Annotated in this window: 19 protein-coding genes; 4 read left to right on the top strand and 15 right to left on the bottom strand. The window is 73.9% G+C overall.

Features of this window, described 5'->3' with window-relative positions:
• Positions 1 to 250: 250 nt before the first annotated feature.
• The 8 genes from ACWCP2_RS16860 to ACWCP2_RS16825 form a co-directional block, all read right to left on the bottom strand.
• Complete coding sequence (locus ACWCP2_RS16860; RefSeq protein ID WP_450909345.1) at positions 251 to 2,950, bottom strand: ATP-binding protein; 2,700 nt, start codon at positions 2,948 to 2,950, stop codon at positions 251 to 253.
• A 125-nt stretch (positions 2,951 to 3,075) separates the two neighbouring features.
• Positions 3,076 to 3,492: an ACT domain-containing protein gene (locus tag ACWCP2_RS16855; RefSeq protein ID WP_450909344.1), complete on the bottom strand. Its 417-nt coding sequence runs from the start codon at positions 3,490 to 3,492 to the stop codon at positions 3,076 to 3,078.
• A 71-nt stretch (positions 3,493 to 3,563) separates the two neighbouring features.
• The gene (locus tag ACWCP2_RS16850) at positions 3,564 to 4,034 is read right to left on the bottom strand and encodes a hypothetical protein (protein WP_450909343.1); all 471 of its coding nucleotides are present in this window, start codon (positions 4,032 to 4,034) and stop codon (positions 3,564 to 3,566) included.
• Positions 4,035 to 4,299: 265 nt separating this feature from the next.
• Positions 4,300 to 4,527 carry a DUF397 domain-containing protein gene (locus ACWCP2_RS16845; RefSeq protein ID WP_375949687.1) on the bottom strand — a complete coding sequence of 76 codons (228 nt, stop codon included), beginning with the start codon at positions 4,525 to 4,527 and terminating at the stop codon, positions 4,300 to 4,302.
• 142 nt (positions 4,528 to 4,669) lie between these two features.
• Positions 4,670 to 5,854 (bottom strand): thiolase domain-containing protein, encoded by a 1,185-nt coding sequence (locus ACWCP2_RS16840; RefSeq protein ID WP_450909342.1) that lies wholly within the window; start codon positions 5,852 to 5,854, stop codon positions 4,670 to 4,672.
• Positions 5,851 to 6,909, bottom strand: coding sequence for a thiolase domain-containing protein (locus tag ACWCP2_RS16835; protein WP_450909341.1), 1,059 nt, complete (start codon positions 6,907 to 6,909; stop codon positions 5,851 to 5,853). Before ACWCP2_RS16835 ends, ACWCP2_RS16840 begins: the two co-directional genes overlap by 4 nt.
• Complete coding sequence (locus ACWCP2_RS16830; RefSeq protein WP_450909340.1) at positions 6,909 to 7,874, bottom strand: OB-fold domain-containing protein; 966 nt, start codon at positions 7,872 to 7,874, stop codon at positions 6,909 to 6,911. Before ACWCP2_RS16830 ends, ACWCP2_RS16835 begins: the two co-directional genes overlap by 1 nt.
• Before the next feature lie 423 nt (positions 7,875 to 8,297).
• Entirely contained in the window at positions 8,298 to 9,098 is an 801-nt protein-coding gene (locus ACWCP2_RS16825; protein ID WP_450909339.1) for a crotonase/enoyl-CoA hydratase family protein, read from the bottom strand.
• A gap of 174 nt (positions 9,099 to 9,272) precedes the next feature.
• Here ACWCP2_RS16825 and ACWCP2_RS16820 point away from each other — a divergent pair, with 174 nt between their 5' ends.
• Complete coding sequence (locus tag ACWCP2_RS16820) at positions 9,273 to 10,910, top strand: acyl-CoA synthetase (protein ID WP_450909338.1); 1,638 nt, start codon at positions 9,273 to 9,275, stop codon at positions 10,908 to 10,910.
• 93 nt (positions 10,911 to 11,003) lie between these two features.
• Here the strand turns inward: ACWCP2_RS16820 and ACWCP2_RS16815 are convergent, their stop codons facing one another.
• Together ACWCP2_RS16815 and ACWCP2_RS16810 are read right to left on the bottom strand one after the other, a co-directional pair.
• On the bottom strand, positions 11,004 to 11,219 hold the full coding sequence (locus tag ACWCP2_RS16815) for a hypothetical protein (protein ID WP_450909337.1): 216 nt from the start codon (positions 11,217 to 11,219) through the stop codon (positions 11,004 to 11,006).
• Between the two features lie 89 nt (positions 11,220 to 11,308).
• Positions 11,309 to 12,199 (bottom strand): alpha/beta fold hydrolase, encoded by an 891-nt coding sequence (locus ACWCP2_RS16810; protein WP_450909336.1) that lies wholly within the window; start codon positions 12,197 to 12,199, stop codon positions 11,309 to 11,311.
• A 122-nt stretch (positions 12,200 to 12,321) separates the two neighbouring features.
• On the opposite strand from ACWCP2_RS16810, the gene paaK reads away from it, so the two are divergent.
• From paaK to ACWCP2_RS16795, 3 genes are all read left to right on the top strand, one after another.
• A complete protein-coding gene (paaK, locus tag ACWCP2_RS16805; protein WP_450909335.1) occupies positions 12,322 to 13,644 on the top strand; it encodes a phenylacetate--CoA ligase PaaK in 1,323 nt (440 codons plus the stop codon).
• 54 nt (positions 13,645 to 13,698) lie between these two features.
• Positions 13,699 to 13,866 (top strand): hypothetical protein, encoded by a 168-nt coding sequence (locus tag ACWCP2_RS16800; protein WP_450909334.1) that lies wholly within the window; start codon positions 13,699 to 13,701, stop codon positions 13,864 to 13,866.
• A gap of 499 nt (positions 13,867 to 14,365) precedes the next feature.
• Complete coding sequence (locus ACWCP2_RS16795) at positions 14,366 to 15,244, top strand: YhjD/YihY/BrkB family envelope integrity protein (protein ID WP_450909333.1); 879 nt, start codon at positions 14,366 to 14,368, stop codon at positions 15,242 to 15,244.
• 7 nt (positions 15,245 to 15,251) lie between these two features.
• Here the strand turns inward: ACWCP2_RS16795 and ACWCP2_RS16790 are convergent, their stop codons facing one another.
• From ACWCP2_RS16790 to ACWCP2_RS16770, 5 genes are all read right to left on the bottom strand, one after another.
• Entirely contained in the window at positions 15,252 to 15,683 is a 432-nt protein-coding gene (locus ACWCP2_RS16790) for an ankyrin repeat domain-containing protein (RefSeq protein ID WP_450909332.1), read from the bottom strand.
• 26 nt (positions 15,684 to 15,709) lie between these two features.
• Positions 15,710 to 17,248, bottom strand: a complete 1,539-nt coding sequence (locus ACWCP2_RS16785) for a fatty acyl-CoA synthetase (RefSeq protein WP_450909331.1) — start codon at positions 17,246 to 17,248, stop codon at positions 15,710 to 15,712.
• 206 nt (positions 17,249 to 17,454) lie between these two features.
• Positions 17,455 to 17,766 carry a hypothetical protein gene (locus tag ACWCP2_RS16780; protein WP_450909330.1) on the bottom strand — a complete coding sequence of 104 codons (312 nt, stop codon included), beginning with the start codon at positions 17,764 to 17,766 and terminating at the stop codon, positions 17,455 to 17,457.
• A 55-nt stretch (positions 17,767 to 17,821) separates the two neighbouring features.
• The gene (locus ACWCP2_RS16775) at positions 17,822 to 18,088 is read right to left on the bottom strand and encodes a hypothetical protein (protein WP_450909329.1); all 267 of its coding nucleotides are present in this window, start codon (positions 18,086 to 18,088) and stop codon (positions 17,822 to 17,824) included.
• The gene (locus tag ACWCP2_RS16770) at positions 18,088 to 18,702 is read right to left on the bottom strand and encodes a hypothetical protein (RefSeq protein ID WP_450909328.1); all 615 of its coding nucleotides are present in this window, start codon (positions 18,700 to 18,702) and stop codon (positions 18,088 to 18,090) included. The genes ACWCP2_RS16775 and ACWCP2_RS16770 overlap by 1 nt, the downstream gene beginning before the upstream one ends.
• Positions 18,703 to 20,025: the final 1,323 nt, after the last annotated feature.

Below are 20,025 nucleotides of genomic sequence, written 5' to 3'. Positions count from 1 at the left end.
GGCCCGCGGTGCGTACCGCCGCGCGGGGCGGAGATCCCCGCAGCAGCCCTTGCCGCCTCGCGGGGCAGGAGTCCCCTACTCGCCCTTCGCCCGTTCCCCGGGGCTCAGCCCCGGACCCCGCGCCCACCGGCCGCACCCAGCGCCTCCGGCGTTTGACGAGCAGGGGTCCGGGCGGAGCCCGGGGAACGCTGGAAGGGCGGGGAGGGGACCCGGCCCCGCAGGGCCACCCCGGCCGCACCCGCCCCGCCGCTCAGCTCACGGCGGCACCGGGCACCGGATCGCGGGGCAGGATGCCGCCCGAGGCGAGCAGTACGTCCGTCGTGGTGGCCACCAGGCCGTCCGCGCCGCAGGCACGGGCCGCCACCACCGCACGCTGCAGGAGCTCCGCGTCCCCCCGCTCCGCCCCCAGCGCGGCCAGCGCGAGCGCCAGCTCGTACGCCGCCGGCGAAGCCGACAGGACCTCCACGGCCTCCTCCAGGAGGGCGGCCCGGTCCTGCGGCGCAGCCACCTCCGCGGCCACCCGCAGGGCCTGGCCGATGCCGGACGCGGCTCCGAAGGCGCGGGCCCGGCGTACCGCCTCCCCGGCCAGCTCCCGCGCCCGCGCCGGGTCCTCCGCGGCGACCGCCCGGGCCAGGTGGAGCCGCCACGGGCACCAGGACGGGTTCTGGATGCCCCGGGGGGTCAGCCGCCGGTCCACCGCCTCCAGCTCCGCCGCCGCGGCCTTCGCCTGGCCGCGGGCCAGCAGCAGTTCCGCGTAGACGGTCTGGGAGTCCGGGAAGACGACCGCCGCCGGGAAGGGCTCCCCGTACTCGTGTTCCCGGGACAGCTCCCAAGCCTCCTCCGTCCGGCCCCGCGCCAGCAGGGTGGTGACGAGGATCGCGATGGCGTACCAGTGCACGGGCGTGCGCCGCCCGACGCGCTCGGCGAGGCGCAGTCCGGCCCGCGCCAGCTCCTCCGCCTCGGCCAGCCGCCCCCGGCGGTAGCGGATGTAGGCGCGCAGACTGTAGGCGAAGGACAGGTGCGCCCCGCGCCAGCCCTGCCGCTCGAACTCGGCGGTGCCGGCCTCGAACAGTTCCTCGGCCCGCTCCGGCCGGTCGGCGTACATGTGCACCATCGCGACGAGCACCGGGACCTCGAAGCCCCGGTCCTCGTAGGCCCAGCTGAACTCGGTCTCCAGGACCCGCCCGGCATGGTGGAGGACCACGTCGACGGGCTCGCCGCGCAGGCAGGCGTCCCAGGCGCGCAGCCCGATGACGTACCGCTCGGTCAGGTCGCGCCCGCTCAGCCGGTCCGCGAGCTTCGCGAGCCGGCGGGAGCGCGCCGGGGAGTCCGGCTCGGCGGCGTTGAAGGCGTCCCACATGAACTGCTCGGACTGCAGGCGCAGCCGGCCGCGCAGGTCCTGGGTGTACGGGATCTCGTGCGCGAGGCATTCCGAGGCCTCGGCGAGCCGGTCGCTGTGCGAGAGCACCTGGGCCAGCCGGATGACGATGCCCTGGCGCAGGGCCGGGTCCTCGAAGGGCTCCGCGAGGGCGGCGCGCAGGTGGTTGACGGTGTTGGCGGGCTCGGTGAGCAGGGAGGCGCAGCCGAGCTCGTACAGGACGGCCGCGCGTTCGTCGAAGTCCGGGGGTTCGCGCAGGGCCCGGGCGAGCTGGCGGCGGGCGGCTTCGGGGGCGCCGGCGCGGAGGTTCTCGCCCGCCGCCTCGCGCAGGGTGCGCACGACCCAGGGGTCGTTCTCGGGATGGGTCTCCAGCAGGTGCCGGGCGGCGGCGGACGGCCCGAGTCCCGCGTCGACCACGGCCGCGGCGGCCTTCCCGTGGAGGGCGACGCGCAAGGCGTCGGGGATGGCGCGGTATATGGCGGTGGCGATGAGGGGGTGGACGAACTCCAGCCCGGCCGCTTCCTCGGCGGCCGTCTCCTCGGCGGCGCCCGACAGGATGCGGGCGTGGCGCAGCCGCCCGGTGGCGTCGACGGCCTCCTCGGTGCCGAGTCCGGCGACGCGGGCGGCGAGTTCCCGGGGGATGTCGGTGCCGAGGACGGCGCAGGCCCAGGCGAAGCGGACGGTGGAGGGGCCGAGGCTGTGCAGGCGGGCGACGAGGCCGCTGCCACGCTGGGCGGCGGCGAGGTCGCGCAGCAGCGGGGCGCTGGCTTCGACGGGGGCGAGGCCCTTGTCGCGGACCTTGACGGTGAGTTCGACGGCTTCGAAGGGGTTGCCGGTGGTGACGGCCCAGGCCTCGCGGCAGAACGCCTCGTCGGCGTGGTCGCCGACGGCCTCGCGGACCAGGCCGGAGACGGCTTCGGCGGTGAGCGGTGCGAGGGTCAGCGGGCGGTGGCCGGCGCGGCCGGGGAGCGTACGGAAGGCCTCTGCGTGGGCGGGCAGTTCGTCGGGGCGGTAGGCGACGACGAGGAGCAGCGGGAGGTGTTCGGCGCGCGGGGCGAAGGCGGCGAGCCAGGAGAGGGATTCGGGGTCGGCCCAGTGGGCGTCGTCCAGGACGAGGGCGACGGGGGCCCGCTGGACGACGAGGTGGGTGAGGACCCAGTCCAGTCCGTCGCGCAGGCCCTGGGGGTCGGGCGGGGCGCCCTGTTCGGCCGCGCAGAGGCCGAGGGCGGGGCCGACGATGGAGTACCAGCTGCCGAGGATCTCGCGCAGTTCCGCCTCCGAGGTGCCGGCCAGCTGGGGCTGGATGAGCTGGCGGGCGACGTGGAAGGGCTGGCTCTGCTCCTGTTCGCCGCCGCGGGCGGCGAGGACGGTGCAGGCCCTGGTGTGGGCGCGGCGGCGGACTTCGGCGAGGAGCGTGGTCTTGCCGAGGCCGGCGGGTCCGGAGAAGGCCAGCAGGGCTCCACCGGCGTCGGGGCCCGGGTCCGTGAGCTGCTCCAGGGCTTCGTCGACGGCGGTGAGCTCCGTGTCGCGTTCGAACATCGTGCGCCGTTCGCGGGTCCGGCGTTCCGTCATGGCTGGTACCCCCCAGGCCTGTTCGGGGGTTCAGCGTACGCCCGCGCACGCGCCCGGGAAGGCTGGTGCGGCAAATAGAGCTGATCTTCTTCGGGGTGCCGCCCGCCGGGACCCGCGCGGCGGGCTCAGTCCTGTGCGGAGCGGTCCGCGAGCGCCTCCAGCACGGCCACGGCCTCGGCGGCCCGGGCGGCTTCCACGAAGAGGTGGTCGTGGTGGTAGCCGGCGATGACGTTGCAGCTCAGGCCGTGTGCGGCGAGTTCGGTGGCGAAGGCTGCGGTGAGTCCTACGGCGTCGAGGGCGGAGTGCACGCCCAGGGTGATCCAGCCGGCGGTGTACGCGTAGGGGAGAGCGGCCGCGTCGGCGTCCTCCTGGCTCAGCACGAGGGTGAGCCCCTCGGGCTCCAGGACGGAGGCCACGGGGGTGAGCCCGGCCAGGGCCTGCGGGTCGGTGTCGGCGGGGATGGTGCAGAACACGTACAGCCCGTCGTTCAGTTCGGGCCGCATGGTGCTCAGCAGCTTCCGCAGGTCGTTTTCTCCGCTCATGCGCTCACCGTAGCGGTCGTCGCGCCCTGGCCGGCCCGACACCCTGGGCCGGTCGCCCCCCGGCCGGCCGGTCAGTCGTCCTCGTAGAGCCGCCGGTGCCACCAGGCGCGGGGACGGCCGCTCCAGTCCGCCCAGCCGCCGGCACGCGGGACCGGGTGCGGGAGCGTGCGGCGGCGGAACTCGGCGTCCAGGCCCCGCAGCAGACGGCCGAGCTCGGTGCGGGCGGCCGGCGGCAGGTCGCGGTACAGCTCGCCCAGGTCGTCCCGGACGACGGCGACGTCGTCGCGTGCGCAGCCGGGGCAGGCCGGGCACTCGGAGGGGACCAGGAGCAGACGGCTGCCGGGGCGGCTCAGGAAGGTCCGGTACCGGGTCAGCAGGTCCGCGATCTCGCCGGCCCGTCCGGGCCGGGCCCAGTGCGCGGCGGCCGCGGCCCCGGGCGACAGCCGGTCCACGGGCGGGAGTTCCCCCGCCCAGGCGGGTGGCCGCCGGCCTTCGTACGTACCTCGTGCGGCGCGCAGCGCGCCGGGCCGTCTACGCGGCATCGCCCTTTCGGCGGGTGGTCGTCATGGCGGCCATGATGACGGGGCCGGCCGGGCCCGGCAAGGGGTTTACGGGGCCACCGGGCCGGGGATCGCACGGGCTCCGGCCCTGACGGGCGGCTCCCGGCGTGACCGGCGACTTCCGGCGTGACCGGCGGCTCCCGGCGTGACCGGCGACTCCCCACCGGGGCGGCGACTCCCCACCGGGGCGGCGGCTCCGCGCCCGGTGGTGCGCCGTGTTCCCGTCCCGCCGGAAGAGGGAGACGGCCTACGTCAGGTCGAACTCCCCGCCCCGCGCGTTCAGGACGAACTTGCGCCACTCGTCCGGCGCGAAGATCAGCGAGGGGCTTTCGGGGCGGTCACCGTTGCGCATCGCGATGAACCCCTCCACGAAGGCGATCTGGACGTCACCCGCCCCCCGGCTGCTCGACTGCCAGTCCGCCTCGGTCAGGTCGAGGTCCGGCTTGCCCCAGCCGGCGGGCGCCTTCGAAGTCATGCTCTCTGCCACGTGCGTGCTCCTCCCGGTACTCCCGGTTCGTCGTCCCGGGGCCAGGTTAGCCATCGCACGCCGTGCCGCACAGGCCACGGTGCGTCACTCGTGGCCTGTACGGCACCCCCGCCCGGAATCGGGTTTCCGCTCAGGAGCCGGGCTGCTCCGCTCCGACCAGCCACATCGCGAAGAACTGCGCCCCGCCGCCGTAGGCGTGGCCCATCGCCCGCCGGGCGTCCGGTACTTGGTGCTCCCCCGCCTGACCGCGCACCTGGAGGGCCGCCTCCGCGAAGCGGATCATGCCGGAGGCGCCGATGGGGTTGGTGGACAGGACGCCGCCCGACGGGTTGACCGGCAGGTCCCCGTCGAGTTCCGTCACCCCGGCCTCGGTGAGCTTCCAGCCCTCGCCCTCCTCCGCGAAGCCGAGGTTCTCCAGCCACATCGGCTCGTACCAGGAGAACGGCACGTACATCTCCACGGCGTCGATCTCCCGGCGCGGATCGGTGATCCCGGCCTGCCGGTAGACGTCGGCCGCGCAGTCCTTGCCCGCCTGCGGGGACACGAAGTCCTTCCCCGCGAAGAGCGTCGGCTCGCTGCGCATCGCCCCGCCGTGCACCCAGGCCGGCGGCCTCGGCGAACGGGCCGCGCCCGCCCGGTCGGTGAGGATCATCGCGCACGCCCCGTCGGAGGACGGGCAGGTCTCGGAGTACCGGATCGGGTCCCACAGCATCGGGGACGCCTGGACCTTCTCCAGGGTGATGTCGTGCTCGTGCAGGTGCGCATACGGGTTCTTCAGCGCGTTGCGGCGGTCCTTGTACGCGACGAGCGAGCCCACCGTGTCGGGGGCGCCGGTGCGCCGCATGTACGCGCGCACGTGCGGGGCGAAGAACCCGCCGGCCCCCGCCAGCAGCGGCTGCTGGAAGGGGACGGGGAGCGAGAGCCCCCACATGGCATTGGATTCGGACTGCTTCTCGAAGGCGAGGGTCAGCACCGTGCGGTGCACGCGGGCGGCGACCAGGTTGGAGGCGACCAGCGCCGTGGACCCGCCCACCGAACCGGCCGTGTGCACACGGAGCATGGGCTTGCCGACGGCGCCGAGGGCGTCCGCGAGGTACAGCTCCGGCATCATCACGCCCTCGAAGAAGTCGGGGGCCTTGCCGATGACGACCGCGTCGATGTCCGCCCAGGTCAGCTCGGCGTCCGCGAGGGCCCGGGACGCCGCCTCGCGCACCAGCCCCGCGATGGAGACGTCGTGGCGGGCGGCCACGTGCTTGGTCTGGCCGATGCCGACGACGGCCACCGGCTCCTTGCCCGGAGCGGCGGAGGTGCTCATGCTCGGTCCCCTTCCAGGACGGCGACCAGGTTCTGCTGGAGGCAGGGGCCGGAGGTGGCGTGCGCGACGGCCCGGTCGGACTCGCCGCGGTGGATGCGGGCGGCCGCCTCGCCGATCCGGATCAGGCCGGCGGCCATCATCGGGTTGGCGGCGAGCGCTCCGCCGGAGGGGTTGACGGCGACGTCCCCGCCGAGTCCGAGGGCCTTGCGCAGCACGACTTCCTGGGAGGAGAAGGGGGCGTGCAGTTCCGCGGTGTCCACCGGGGACTCGAAGACGCCCGCGTGCTCGGCGGCGATCCGCGTCGACGGGGAGTCGGTGAGGTCGCGCAGCCCGAGGCTGTGGGCCTCGATGCGGTGGTCGATTCCGGTGATCCACGCGGGCCGCTCGCACAGCCTGCGGGCCACGTCCCCAGCGGCCAGGATGACGGCGGCGGCCCCGTCGCCGATGGGCGGGCAATCGCCGGTGCGCAGCGGGGCGACCTGGTAGTCGCCCTGTGCGACGGCTCCGCTGAGCTGGGCGTGCGGGTTGGCTCCCGCGGAGGCCCGGCTGCGGGCGCCGATCGCGGCGAGCGCGGTCTCGTCGGTCTCCCCCGCGTCGATGAGCGCCTGGGCCTGGAGCGCGGCCAGCGCCACCGAGTCGGGCCAGAGCGGGGCGAGGTAGTAGGGGTCGAGCTGGCGGGTCAGCACGTCGCGCACCGACCCCGGCGAGGACTTGCCGTACGAGTAGACGAGCGCGGTGTCGGCCTCGCCGGTCTGGATCTTGACCCAGGCCTCGTACAGGGCCCAGGCGCCGTCCATCTCCACGTGCGATTCGGAGATGGGGGGCCAGGCGCCGACTCCGTCGAGGGTCATGGTGAAGGAGAAGGCGCGGCCCATGAGGTAGTCGCTGGAACCGGAGCAGGTGAAGCCGATCTCACCCGTCTTGAGTCCGGTGGCGGCCAGCACCTGGTGCAGGACCGGCATGACCATCTCGACTTCGCTGAGCTCGTCGGTGCGGCGCAGGTGGTCGCTCTGCGCGAAGGCGACCACCGCGACCTCGCGGGCGTATCGGGCCATCAGATGAGCTCCTTGTACACGTCGTAGTCCGCGTCCGGCTCTCCGGTGGGGCGGTAGTGGTCGGGGTAGCGCCCGCCCTCGGTCCAGACCGGTTCGACCCTCAGCCCCATCCGCACCTGGTCGTACGGGATGCCGCCGATCCGGCCGTGGAGGGCGAGGCCGGCGCCGTCGAGGGCGATGTGGGCGTAGACGTAGGGCACCTCGATGTCGAGGTTCTTGGCCTTGATGTTGACGATGCAGTAGGTGGTGACGGTGCCGGCCGGCCCGACCTCGACCCGGTCGGTGGTCGCCACCCCGCAGGTGGGGCAGGCGCCGCGCGGGGGCACGTACACCTTGTGGCAGGAGGGGCAGCGCTCGCCGATGGTCTTCTGCTCGGAGAGCCCGGCGATGTACGCGGTCTGCGCGCGGCCGGGGCTGTACGTGTAGTCCAGGCGGGCCTCGGCGACGATCCCGGTGACGGCGTCGGCGAACTCCCCACTGTGCGGGGCCGCTTCCCCGGCTCCCTCCCCCTCGTCCTCTGCGGGCTCGAAGCAGGCGATGTCGGTGATGGCCCCGATCCGCTCCGCGGCCCACCGCACGCGCACCCGCATGCCGGTGGAGACGGCCTCGGGCCCGGGGGCGTCGAGGGCGTGCAGGAGGGCGGTGTCGGCGCCGTCAAGGCGGACGAGCACCCAGGCGAAGGGGGTGCCGAGGGGCTGGTTGGGGCGCGGCGAACCGTTCCAGGCCCAGGTGGTGACGGTCCCGGTGGTCCCGACCTCGACCAGGTCCCGCACCTCCTCGGCGGTGACGGGGTCGTACTCGACGGGCGGCACCATCACCTTGCCGTCGGCGGTGGTGACCCCGAGGACGACCCCTTCGCGGAGCCCGGTGAGGAAGGCGCTCTGCACGGGGCCGAGGGAGCGGGTGAAGGGGAACTCGACGACAAGGGGTGCGCGGAGGATCTCGGGTGGCGACGCGGCTGTCATGGGTGGGTCTCCGATGTATGGGGCGGGACGCTCTGGGCCCCGCCGGGCGAATCAGGCTGCCGGGGCCACACGGGCTCCGCCGGTCGAATCAGGCACCGCACGGTCCGACTCGGCGCGCGGGCCCATCAGGCACCGCCGGACCGGAATCGGCCCGCGGGTCCATCAGGCACCGCCGGACCGGAATCGGCCCGCGGGGCCCACAAGGCGCCGCCAGGACCAGCTCGGCCTGCCGGGACGGTCGGCGCCCCCGGGAGGCTCGTCCCGCGGGGCCCATCAGGCACCGGACGCGGCCCCGCCGGTGTGTGGGGCGCAGGGGTCCGGGAACTGGTCCCCGGCGACGGCACCGCGCCGGGCCGTCAGGGACCGGCACCACCGGAAGGGGTGGGACCGGCACGGGCGCGGGGCACGGGGCGCGGGGCACGGCTACTCCCGCCGATACAGCGCGGGCCGCTTCTCCGCGAACGCCCGCGCCCCCTCCTTCGCATCGGCCGTGTCGAAGATCGGCCACCCCCGCAGCAGCTCCGCCGCCAGCCCCTGCGACTCCGTCATCTCGGCCGTCTCGTAGACGGAGGCCTTCACCGCCTCCACCGCGAGCGGCCCGCACGCGTTGATCCGCTCCGCGATCTCCAGCGCGGCGTCCAGCGCCGTGCCGTCCGGTACGACCCGCCCCACGAGCCCGATCCGCGCCGCCTCCTCGGCGGCGTACGGCCGTCCGGTCAGCAGCATCTCCAGCGCGTACGTCCGCGGGATCTGCCGCGGCAGCCGGACCGTGGAGCCGCCGATCGGGAAGAGCCCCCGCTTGACCTCGAACAGTCCGAAGGTGGCCCCCTCCCCCGCCACGCGGATGTCCGTCCCCTGGAGGATCTCCGTCCCGCCGGCCACGCAGTAGCCCTCGACCGCCGCGATGACGGGCTTGCGCGGCCGGTGGTGGCGCAGCATCGCCTTCCAGTGCAGGTCGGGGTCGGCCTTGAGCCGGTCCCGGTACTGGTCGCCCGCCATGCCCTTGCCGGCCAGCGCCTTCAGGTCCATGCCGGCGCAGAAGTCCCCGCCGGCGCCCGTCAGGACCACCGAGCGGATCGTGTCGTCCGCGTCGGCCTCCAGCCAGCCGTCGTACAGGCCCACCAGCAGCGGCAGCGAGAGCGCGTTCTTCGCCTCGGGCCTGTTCATGGTGAGCACCAGCGTGGCTCCGTGGCGTTCCACGGTCAGGTGTTCTGTCCCACCCATTGCCGTCCTCCCGTCTCAAGACCTAGAACAGGTTGCAGGAGGGGCGGGTGCAGTTCAATAGTTTTCTGACACCCAGTCAGATTTCTTGGACGGTCCCCTTCCCTGTTGGGGTTGGCGACGCTCTAATGACCGCCGAGCAGACCAGCCATGGGATTTTCTGGGTCAGGAGGACCGGTGGAGTACAACATTGCCGACCTGTTCGAGTCGGTCGTGGACGTGGTCCCGGACCGCGAGGCCCTCGTGTACGTGGACCACCCCGGGACCGGCGCCGAGCGCCGCCTCACGTACGCGGAGCTGGACGCGGCGGCGAACCGCATCGCGCACCACCTGCTGGACAGCGGCCTGAAGGCCGGTGAGCACCTGGGCCTGCACCTCTACAACGGCGTCGAGTACCTCCAGACCGTCATCGCCTGCCTCAAGGCCCGCCTGGTTCCGGTGAACGTGAACTACCGGTACGTGGAGGAGGAGCTCGTCTACCTCTACAACGACGCCGACCTCGCCGCGCTCGTCTTCGAGGGCGAGTTCACCGAACGGGTCGCGGCGGCCCTCCCGCAGACGACGAAGCTCCGTCACCTGATCCGCGTCGGCGAGACCCCCGAGGGCGCCCCGGAGCCCTCGATCGCGCCGGTCGCGTACGCCGACGCGGAGGCGGCCGGCTCGCCGGAGCGCGGGTTCCCGCCCCGCTCCCCCGACGACCTGTTCATCATCTACACCGGCGGTACGACCGGCATGCCCAAGGGCGTCATGTGGCGCGCGGAGGACCTCTTCTTCGCGGGCCTCTTCGGCGGCGAACCCTCCGGCGAGCCGGTGAAGCGGCCCGAGGAGCTGGCCGAGCGGGTCGCGTCGAAGGGCGCCGGGCTGACCTTCTTCCCCGCGCCGCCGCTGATGCACGGCACGTCCACGCTCACGTCCTTCATCGCCTTCAACTACGGGCAGCGGGTGGTCATCCACCGCAAGTACGCGCCCGAGGAGGTGCTGCGCACGATCGAGAAGGAGAAGGTCTCCAGCGTCTCGCTGGTGGGCGACGCCATGCTGCGGCCGCTCATCGACGCCCTCAACGGTCCCCTGAAGGGCACCGACCTGTCCTCCCTCTTCTCCGTCTCCTCCTCCGGCGCGATCATGTCGGAGACGGTGCGCGCCGAGTTCCAGGCGCTCGTGCCGAACGTGCTGCTCCTGAACAACTTCGGCTCGTCCGAGTCCGGCTCGAACGGCCGCGCCACGAACGACTCCAGCCCGGAGAAGGGCTTCCGGCTGGAGGTCAACGAGCGGACGCAGGTGGTCGATCCGGTGACCCACGAGCCGGTGCCGGTCGGCGAACCGGGACGGCTCGCGCAGCGCGGGTACGTCCCGCTGGGCTACTACAACGACGCCGCCAAGACCGCCGAGACCTTCTTCCAGAAGGGATCCGAGCGGTGGGTGCTGCTCGGCGACATGGCGACCGTGGACGAGCAGGGCATCGTCACCGTCCTGGGGCGCGGCTCGCAGTGCATCAACACGGGCGGCGAGAAGGTGTATCCGGAGGAGGTCGAGCAGGCGCTGAAGTCCCACCCGGACGTCTACGACGCCCTGGTCGCCGGGGTCACGGACCCGAAGTGGGGCAGCCACGTGGCGGCCGTGGTCCAGATCCGGGAGGGCGCGGCGGACCCGACGCTGGACGAGATACAGGCCCACTGCCGCACCAAGCTGGCGGGCTACAAGATCCCGCGCCAGCTCGTCATCTCCCCCGCCATCCAGCGCTCCCCGAGCGGCAAGGCGGACTACCGGTGGGCGAAGTCGGTGGCCACGGAGGCGGACGCGGGCGCCGCGGGCTGACCCCGACCGGCGCACGCCCGCGGGCCGGTACCCAGGTGGGTTCCGGCCCGCGGGCGTGTGCGCGTCCGCCGGCCACCGCGCGAGGGCCGTTCCTCAGAGCCTGGTACGCAGTTCGGCCGCCAGGGTGCGGGTCCAGGTGGCCAGCTCCGCCCGGTCCGCGCCCTGGCCCAGCACATCGGCCTGGGCGTCGTCGAGGCGCAGGGGGCCGGGGTCCTCCAGCAGGTGGGCGACCTCGGCGAGGAGTCCGGACAGGCGGCGCGCACCGGGGGCGCCGAGCCGCACCGATACCGCGGGGTCGATGACGGACATGGCCGCCGCCTCCCTTCGCCAGGGCGTCTGTTTCGGCTTCGCCAGGGGCGTCTGTTTCGACCGTACGCCCCCGGCCCGGCGGTCGCCGCTCAGGCTCCGGTGGCCAGGAACCGCTCGACGCGGGCCGCGAACCACTGCGGCTCGTCCAGCCACGGGAAGTGCCCGGCGCCGCGCTGTACGTCGGCCGCACCGTGCGCGAAGAGCTCCGCGAGCCGGGCGGCGAGGGCCGGGGAGGGGTTGGAGTCCAGCTCCCCGGCCAGGACCAGGACCTCTCCGGCGAACCGGCCCAGCGCGGCCCGGGTGGCGGGCGGGTCGAAGGCTCCGGGGCCGGCGAAGGCGGCGGAGGCCTCGGCGTTCTTCTGCACCGGGCTCAGTGCCGCGTGCGCGCGCGCCGTCTCGTCCCAGCGCCCGTAGGCGAGGGGCATCACCGCCGCCCAGTCGGCCTCGTCGGGGTTCTCGCCCGCGGCGATGGCGGCGAGCGCCCGCTCGTAGGCCGCGACGGCCGTGTCGTAAGGCTCGCCGCCACCCCGCCGGCGGACGTCCGCGAGCCGGGTTTCCGGGGACTCCGCGAGGTCCACGGCCCAGCTGGTCGGTGTGATCAGGGCCAGCCGGCGCACCCGCCCCGGGTGCGCCGCCGCGTACAGCAGGGCCAGGTTGCCGGAGGCGGAGTGGGCGAGCAGATCGACGCTCTCCAGGACGAGGTGGCCGCGCAGTGCCTCCACGTCGGCGACCTGGTGGTCGACCCGGTACGTCGAGGCGTCGGCCGGGACCGCGGAGTCGCCGGTCCCCCGCAGGTCGAGCAGGATCAGCCGGCGCCCGGCGGACAGTCCGCCGAGGTCTCCGAGGTAGGCGGAGGCCCGCATGGCGCCGCCGGGGAGGCAGACGAGCGGCTCGCCTTCGCCCTGGACGTGGTACGCGAGTTCGGTTCCGTCGTAGGTGGTGAAGGTAAAGGTGCAGGTGGAGGGTGTGGAGATCGCCATGAATGCAATCTCAGCAGACGATCACCCGTTCGAGTAATTGATTTGGCCGCCGGCGTCCGGCAATCTACCGAATGATCGGTCGGTTTACTCGGGCGAGTTGACTCGGACAAGGGGTGGGCGGCATGGGTACGTACGGACAGGGCCACGGCCACGGCCACGACGCGGGTGCGGACGAGGGCGAGCGGATGGGCCGGGACGAGCTGGCGGCGCTCCAGCTGACCCGGCTGCGGGCGACCTTGCGCCGGGCGTACGACCGGGTGCCCTTCTACCGGCAGGCCTTCGACAAGGCCGGTCTGCATCCCGACGACTGCCGCTCCCTCTCCGATCTCGCCCTGTTCCCCTTCACCACCAAGTCCGATCTGCGCGACCAGTACCCCTTCGGCATGTTCGCCGTACCGCGCTCCGAGGTCCGCCGCATCCACGCGTCCAGCGGGACCACGGGCCGGCCGACCGTCGTCGGGTACACGGAGGGGGACCTGTCCACCTGGGCGGACGTCGTCGCCCGCTCGATCCGCGCGGCGGGCGGCAGGCCCGGCCAGATCGTCCACATCGCCTACGGGTACGGCCTGTTCACCGGCGGCCTGGGCGCCCACTACGGCGCGGAGCGCCTGGGCTGTACGGTCGTGCCCGCCTCGGGCGGGATGACGGACCGCCAGGTCCGGCTGATCGAGGACTTCAGGCCGGAGGTCATCATGGTGACCCCCTCCTACATGCTGACCCTGCTGGACGAGATGGAGCGCCAGGGCATCGATCCTCGCGCCACCTCCCTCCGCACGGGGATCTTCGGCGCCGAGCCCTGGACGGAGGAGATGCGCCGGGAGATCGAGGAACGCCTGAACATCGACGCGGTGGACATCTACGGGCTCTCGGAGGTGATGGGCCCGGGCGTCGCACAGGAGTTCGCGGCGACCAAGGACGGGCTCCACATATGGGAGGACCACTTCTACCCGGAGGTGGTCGACCCGCTGACGGGAGCCGTCCTGCCCGAGGGGGAGCCCGGGGAGCTGGTCTTCACCTCGCTCACCAAGGAGGCGATGCCCGTCATCCGCTATCGCACCCGGGACCTGACCCGGCTGCTGCCCGGCACCGTCCGGCCGGCCTTCCGCCGGATGGAGAAGATCACCGGCCGCAGCGACGACATGATCATCCTGCGCGGGGTGAACGTCTACCCCACCCAGATCGAGGAGGTGCTCCTGCGGACCCCGGCCCTGGCTCCGCACTTCCAGCTCCGGCTGACCCGGGAGGGACGGCTGGACGCCCTGACGGTACGGGTCGAGGCCCGGCGCGGGAGCGACGCGGCTCAGCGTGAGGCCGCGGCCGCCTCGGTGGTGCGGGCGGTCAAGGAGGGCGTCGGAGTCTCGGTGAAGGTGGAGGTGGTGGACCCGGAAACCCTCGAACGCTCGGTGGGCAAGATCAAGCGCATGGTGGACCTCCGGGAATCCTGACGGTCCGGGCCGTCTCTGTCCGCCTGGTCCACGTAGGTGAAGGGGAGCTGGTTCGTGATGCGGCCGCACGGCGTCGCCGCGACCACGGAGACGGTCCCCGCCACGGGCCACTGGGGGGCGGTGGCGATGACGGAGCTGTCGCTGATGACCGTCACGCCGGTGGCCTCCAGCCCCGTGAAGCAGCCGTCGGGCGTCAGGGAGCCGAAGAGCACCCGGGTGTAGGGGGTCAGTCCGCTGCCGTTCAGCACCACTTGGGTGCCGCCGCTCCTGGGTGCGACGTCCGGCCGGAGGGCGACGAGCACGCCCTGCGCGTCCTGACCCGGCCGGGCGAGGTGGGCGGGCGGGGCGGGGTCGACGGGGAACGCGCCGGCAGCGCAGTGCGGGGGCCCCGCGGCCTCGGCGCGCGGGGCGGCATGGACCAGCAGGAGGGTACACAGCGGCAACGCGGCGAGCAGGATCCCGGCTCGACGAGGAGTACGCCTCAAGGCGGTGCCTTCCGGTGGAGGGTCGGTCCGGAGGAGCCCGGACCCGGCCCCATCATGCGGTGGCGACACCTGCCGGGTCCGGAACGAAGCGCCTCGTACCGCCCACGTGTCGGACCGGATCCCCGGACGCACGGGCGGCGAGGCCGGCGAGGCCGCGCGCGAGGAGGCCACCCCTTCGGGCTCATTTCGGGGGGCGGTCCGGGACAGGGCGGCCCTGTCCGGGTAGGGACACAGGCGTGACCTCGATCTTCCGTTGGCTCCACGAACGGGTGCAGGGCTCTCAGGCCCAGCTGGCCTGGAGCCGTGGCCGGGAGATGGAGCTGATGCACCGCGCCATGGGCTTCGCCGCGCTCGGCTTCCTCACGCTGGTGCCGCTGCTCGTCGTCGTCGCGGCCGCCGCGCCCGGCAGCGGCTCGGGCTTCGGCCGCTGGCTCGGTCAGGCCCTCGGGGTGACGGAGTTCTCCCGTGAGCGGGTGGAGATGCTGTTCGGCGCCGCGGACCTGGCGCTGGAGCGGACGACCGCCTTCGGTCTCGCCGCCCTCGCGGTCTTCGGCCTGACCTTCGGCTCCGCCGTGCAGACCGGCTACGAGAAGGTCTGGGACCTGCCGACGGCCCGCTGGCACACCATGTGGCGGCACGTCGTCTGGCTCGCCCTGCTGGTCTGCTACCTCGCCCTGCTCGTCGGCATCCCCGCCCCCTCCGACGACGCGCTCGGCACGGTCCTCGGCACCTCGGGCGACGTCATCGGCACCTGCCTGTTCTTCTGGACCTCCCAGCGGATCCTCCTCGGCGGCCGGGTCCGCTGGCGCGCCCTGCTCCCGGGCGCCGCGTGCACCAGCCTGGGCCTCCTCGGCCTGCGGGTCTTCTCGCAGCTGGTGTTCTCCCCGCTGATCGCCTCCAACGCCGTGACGTACGGCCCCTTCGGCACCCTCCTGGTCGTCCAGTCCTGGCTGGTCGGCGTCGGCTTCGTGGTCTACGGCGGCGCCCTCGTCGGCCGCCTCGTCCACGAACACCTGGTCCTGCGCCGCCTCCAGGACACGGAGCTCGCGCAGGACCAGGACCAGGAGCAGGGCCAGGAGCATGACCGGGACCGGAACCGGGACCGAGAGCCGTAGCTCCGGTCTAGGGGGTGGCCGGGGCGGGCCGGGCTCCGGACGCCCGGAGTGCATCCGCCGTCTCCTGGTGCGGTCCGGCCAGCGCCCATTCCAGGGGCGTGTGGCCCGTGCCGCGGTCCTCCCGGAGGTTCGGGTCCGCGCCGTGGGCCAGGAGCTCGCGCACCGTGTCGGTGTGGCCCCAGCAGGCGGCCGCGCACAGCGGCGTGCCCTCCGTGCCGTGTCCGCTCTCGGTGTTCGGGTCGGCACCGGCCGCCAGGAGGCGGCGGACCGTGGCGGCGGCGCCGTGAACGGATGCCGCGTACAGGGGCGTGGTGCCCTCGGAGTCGGCCGTCTCCGGGTGGGCGCCGGCTCCCAGGAGGGCGTGGACCTGGGCGGTGCGCCCGAACATCGAGGCGCCGACGAGCTGTCGCGTGAGCTTCTTCTGCCGTCTTCTGTTCATGACGGCCGAGGGTAGTCGGCGGGCCGTCAGGCCGGGGACGAGAAGCGGTCGCGGAGGGTGCGCTTGAGGATCTTGCCGCTCGCGTTGCGCGGGAGGGCGTCCACGAAGAGGATCCGCTTCGGGGCCTTGAAGTGGGCCAGCTTCTCGCGGGCGTAGGCCAGCAGTTCCGCCTCCGTCACCCCCTCGCGCGGGACCACCACCGCCGTGACGGCCTCGATCCAGCGTTCGTCCGGCAGGCCGACCACGGCCGCCTCGGCCACGCCCGGGTGGGTGTAGAGCACGTCCTCGACCTGCCGCGAGGCGACCAGGACCCCGCCCGAGTTGATGACGTCCTTCACCCGGTCCACGACCGTGAAGTACCCCTGCGGATCCCGGACCGCCAGGTCGCCGGAGCGGAACCAGCCGTCCCGGAAGGCCTTCTTCGTCGCCTCCGCGTCGTTCCAGTAGCCCAGGCAGAGCTGCGGGGAGCGGTAGACCACCTCGCCCGCCGTACCGTCCGGCACCTCGGCCCCGTCCTCGTCGACGACCCGCGCCTCCACGTGGAGGACCGGCCGCCCGCACGAGTCCATCCGCCCTTCGTGCTCCTCCGGCCGCAGCACCGTGGCGAGCGGGCCGATCTCGCTCTGGCCGAAGCAGTTGTAGAAGCCGAGTCCGGGCAGCCGCGCCCGCAGCCGTTCCAGGACCGGGACCGGCATGATCGAGGCCCCGTAGTACGCCTTGCGCAGGCCGGACAGGTCGCGGACGGCGAAGTCCGCGAAGTCGGGATGGTTGGCCAGGCCGATCCACACCGTCGGCGGCGCGAACAGGCTGTCCGCCTCCCCCGCCTCCACCAGGTCGAAGATCTCCTGCGCCACCGGCGCGTCCACGATCGTGTTCCGCGCGCCCACCGCCAGGTACGGCAGCAGGAACACGTGCATCTGCGCCGAGTGGTACAGCGGCAGGGAGTGCACCGGCAGATCGCCCTCCGCCAGGTCCAGGGCCGCGATCGCGCTCTCGTACTCGTGGCAGAGCGCCTCGTGCGTCATCATCGCCCCCTTCGGCAGGGCGGTGGTCCCGGAGGTGTAGAGGAGCTGCGCCAGCCGGGACGGGTCACCGGAACGGGCGGGGGCCGCGGGCCCGGCGGGCTCCGCCGGTTCTGCCGGTTCTGCCAGTTCCGCCAGGAAGGAGGCGGGTGCGTCGCGCAGCGGGCGTACGGCGAAGGCCGCCGGGACCCTCGCCGCCAGGTCCGGATCCGCGAGGACGAGCGCGCTCCCGGAGTTCTCCAGGATGTACGCGAGGTCCTCCCCGGTGAGGTTCTGGTTGACGGGGACGTGCGTGAGCCCGGCCCGGGCGCAGGCGAGGAAGGCGAGGAGGTAGGCGTCGGAGTTGTGCCCGAAGGTCGCGACCCGGTCCCCCTCGGCCAGGCCGTAGCGCCCGCGCAGCACGGCCGCGCCGGCGGAGACGGCCGCGTCCAGTTCCGCGTAGGTCCAGGTCCGCTCGCGGTAGCGCACCGCGATCCGTTCCGGGACGCGCCGCGCGCTGTCGTGGAGCAGTCCGTCGACCGTGTTCTTCCGTACCGGCGTCATGGCGGGATCCTCGTCTGCGCGTACGGGCGGGGTCAATGACCCGGGCCGTGCGGATGCCCGGCCGGAACGTCCGGGGATACCGAACGGCACGGTGACATGACGTCAGGTGGCCCGCATGAGTACGGGGCACACCAGCGCCACCCGGACGAAGGCGCCCCCGCCGGCGGGGCGACGGGGCCGGCGGGGGCGGAGCAGGACTGGGGTGGTCAGCCTCGGTGGGTGGGGATGCCCTTGTCGATCAGGTCGCGGTCGGCGCGGACGAACAGGGGGAAGCCGAGCAGGTCCAGGGCGTCGCGGACGCTCTTGACGTCGCGGGTGCGGGGCCCGCTGGTGGCTTCGGCGAACACGTCCGAGACGTAGTGCAGTCCGCTGCCGACGAGGACGTACCACTCGGCGCCCCCCGGGGCGGTCTGGTGCACGGCGAGCATGCGGGAGGCGGCTGCCTCGACGCCTTCCCGCGTGAGGTCGTAGGTGGCTCCGCCGGTCGTGACCGGGACGGAAGTCGGGCGTGCGGGCATCGCTTCGTTTCCTTCGTGATGGGGGCCCTGCCGGTCGGGCCGGGCCCCGGTGGGACTACTTGGCGCGGGCGACCGCGCGGCACGACGTCTCGTCATGGCCGCGGACGTTCCGCTCTTCCTTCGTCGTGCCGGGGTAGTGGTGCTCCTCGTACCAGCCGTTCTCGGTGGAGCTCCCCGGGCCTCCCCCCTTCGGGCCCGTGTAGGCGGCGCCCCGGGCACGGCCGGCGGCGGTCGCGCCGCAGCCGGTCCCGATCCTCTTGCCGGCGCTCTTCTTCGGGGCCGGAGCCGCCTGCGGAACGTCCGGCCGCTGGGGGCTGGGCATCAGGGACAGCTCTCCTCGGTCTTCACCGTGTCGAACGTGACGCGGGTGGCGATGTCGTGGGTGCCGGGTGCCGGATTCTGCGCGCAGACCTTCCAGTTCCGGTCGAGCACCTGCATGCGGCCCGCGCCGGTCGCGTCGGTGCTGGACAGGAGAAAGAACCCGGCGGCCTGGGCGCCGTCCTGGGCGGCCTGGAGCTGGTGGCCGACGAAGTTGGGGAGCTTGCCAGTGCTGGATGCGGCTCCCGCGCCGGAGGAAGTCCCCGAGGGTGCCTCGGTCTTCACGGGGGCGCTGGTGGGCAGGGCCACAGCGGTGGTTGGCGGTGCGGTCGTTGCCGGTGCGTACGTGGGGGTGATGACCGGCGCCGGGGCCGCCGTCGTGACCGTGACCGTCGGGGCCACGCTGCCCGTGGTGCCGGTGGAGTCGTTGGGGCCCACGATGGCGCCGATGATCCCGAGGAGGAAGAGGCCGCCCACGATGGCCGCGATCATCGCGCCCTTGGACTTCTTCGGCGGCGGGCCCCAGCCGCCGGGCTGCGGCGCCTGTCCCCACGGCCGCTGAGGGCCGGGGTGGCCGAATCCGTTGCCGGGCTGCTGCCCGTACGGAGGGTGGGACATGGGGTGTTCCTTTGCATGGGTGGGGGCCTGCCCGCGAACAGGGCTGGTCAGGGTGTGGTGTCAGGGGTGCGGTCCACTGCCGGGCCGGGGTCGTCCGAGCCAGGGCTGCGAGGGCTGCACCAAAGTCGGGGAAGGGGCTGTCAGTGCCGGGGCGCATCGCCCGCTCTACCCGCAGCCGCGCGGCTCGCCGGTCGGCGGCCTCACGACGGACCTCGTGCAGATTACGTGCCGCTGGTGTCACGGTTTGCCACCGGGGCTCCCTGCAGCGGATCGCGGCCGAGGCACCCCGGCCGGCTGAAGCGAGGCGTGCCGCGGAATGCGCGGACGGCCCGGTACGGGTACGCCTGCGTGCGCAGCATCGCTCCTGCCTCCTCTGCCCCGTCGGCGGGGGCGGACGGTGCCGTTGGAGGAGACACGGCCGGTGCCCACTCGGTCGGGGGGGGTGGGCCCTGCTCCGAGCGGACCCGGGGCATTGCCGGGGCCCGGCGCTCCCTGCGGCCCCGGGGTGCCCCGGAGGCCACCTCCGCACTGGCCCGCCGCGGCGGGCTGATGGTGGCGGACCTGTGGGAGCAGCAGTTCGCGCACCGGGATCCGGCCGGGGATCCGGCGACGGCCGACGCCTCGAAGTCCTGCGCGGCCCTGCCGGGCGGGATCGCCGTGGGCTCCGACGGCGCCGCCGTGGACGTGTCGGCGGCCTGCGGGGTGCTGCCGGCCCCGGACAACAGGGCCGGCACCGGGAGCCGCGGTGTGCCGCTCTTCGACCGGTTCCGGCGGCAGCCGCCCGCGAATACGGCGGCCAGGGACCGGTGGCCGGTGCCGTTCGACGCGGCCGATCCGGTACGGACGCCCCGCACGCTCAACCGGGCCGCGCCCGGGATCGCGCGGGCCCCGGCGGACACCGCGACGGAGCCGAAGACGGCGGGCGGAGGCTGCCGGTGGGTGGCGGAACGGAGCCCCCGGGCGTCTGGAACAAGAGCGAGGCTCCGTAGGACGCGGCGACCGGTGACCGGCGACCGCCGGCCATCCGAGGTCCCGCACGGCTCCCGTCAGATCCAGGTGGTCGGCTGGGACGGCGGACGCTGTCCGGGGGGCGCGCACGCTGCTGACGTACAGCCGGTCCTCGAACCCGGATTCCCCCTACGGGGCCGATCGGACCCGGCTCTTCTCCCGGGACCGTTGGGCGCGGTGCCCGGAGAGGCGTAGGTGCGGACGTACGGATGTGCGGACGGCCGGCCGCTGCCCGGGATGCCGTGCACGCGCAGGACTACCCGTCCTTCCGGGAGGCCGTGCAGCCGTCCGTACGGGCCGCCCGGCTCGGGACCC

Source organism: Streptomyces sp. NPDC002104 (genome assembly GCF_053593795.1).
Note: the sequence above shows the minus strand (reverse complement) of the source record. Positions and strands in the feature narration are given on the sequence as shown.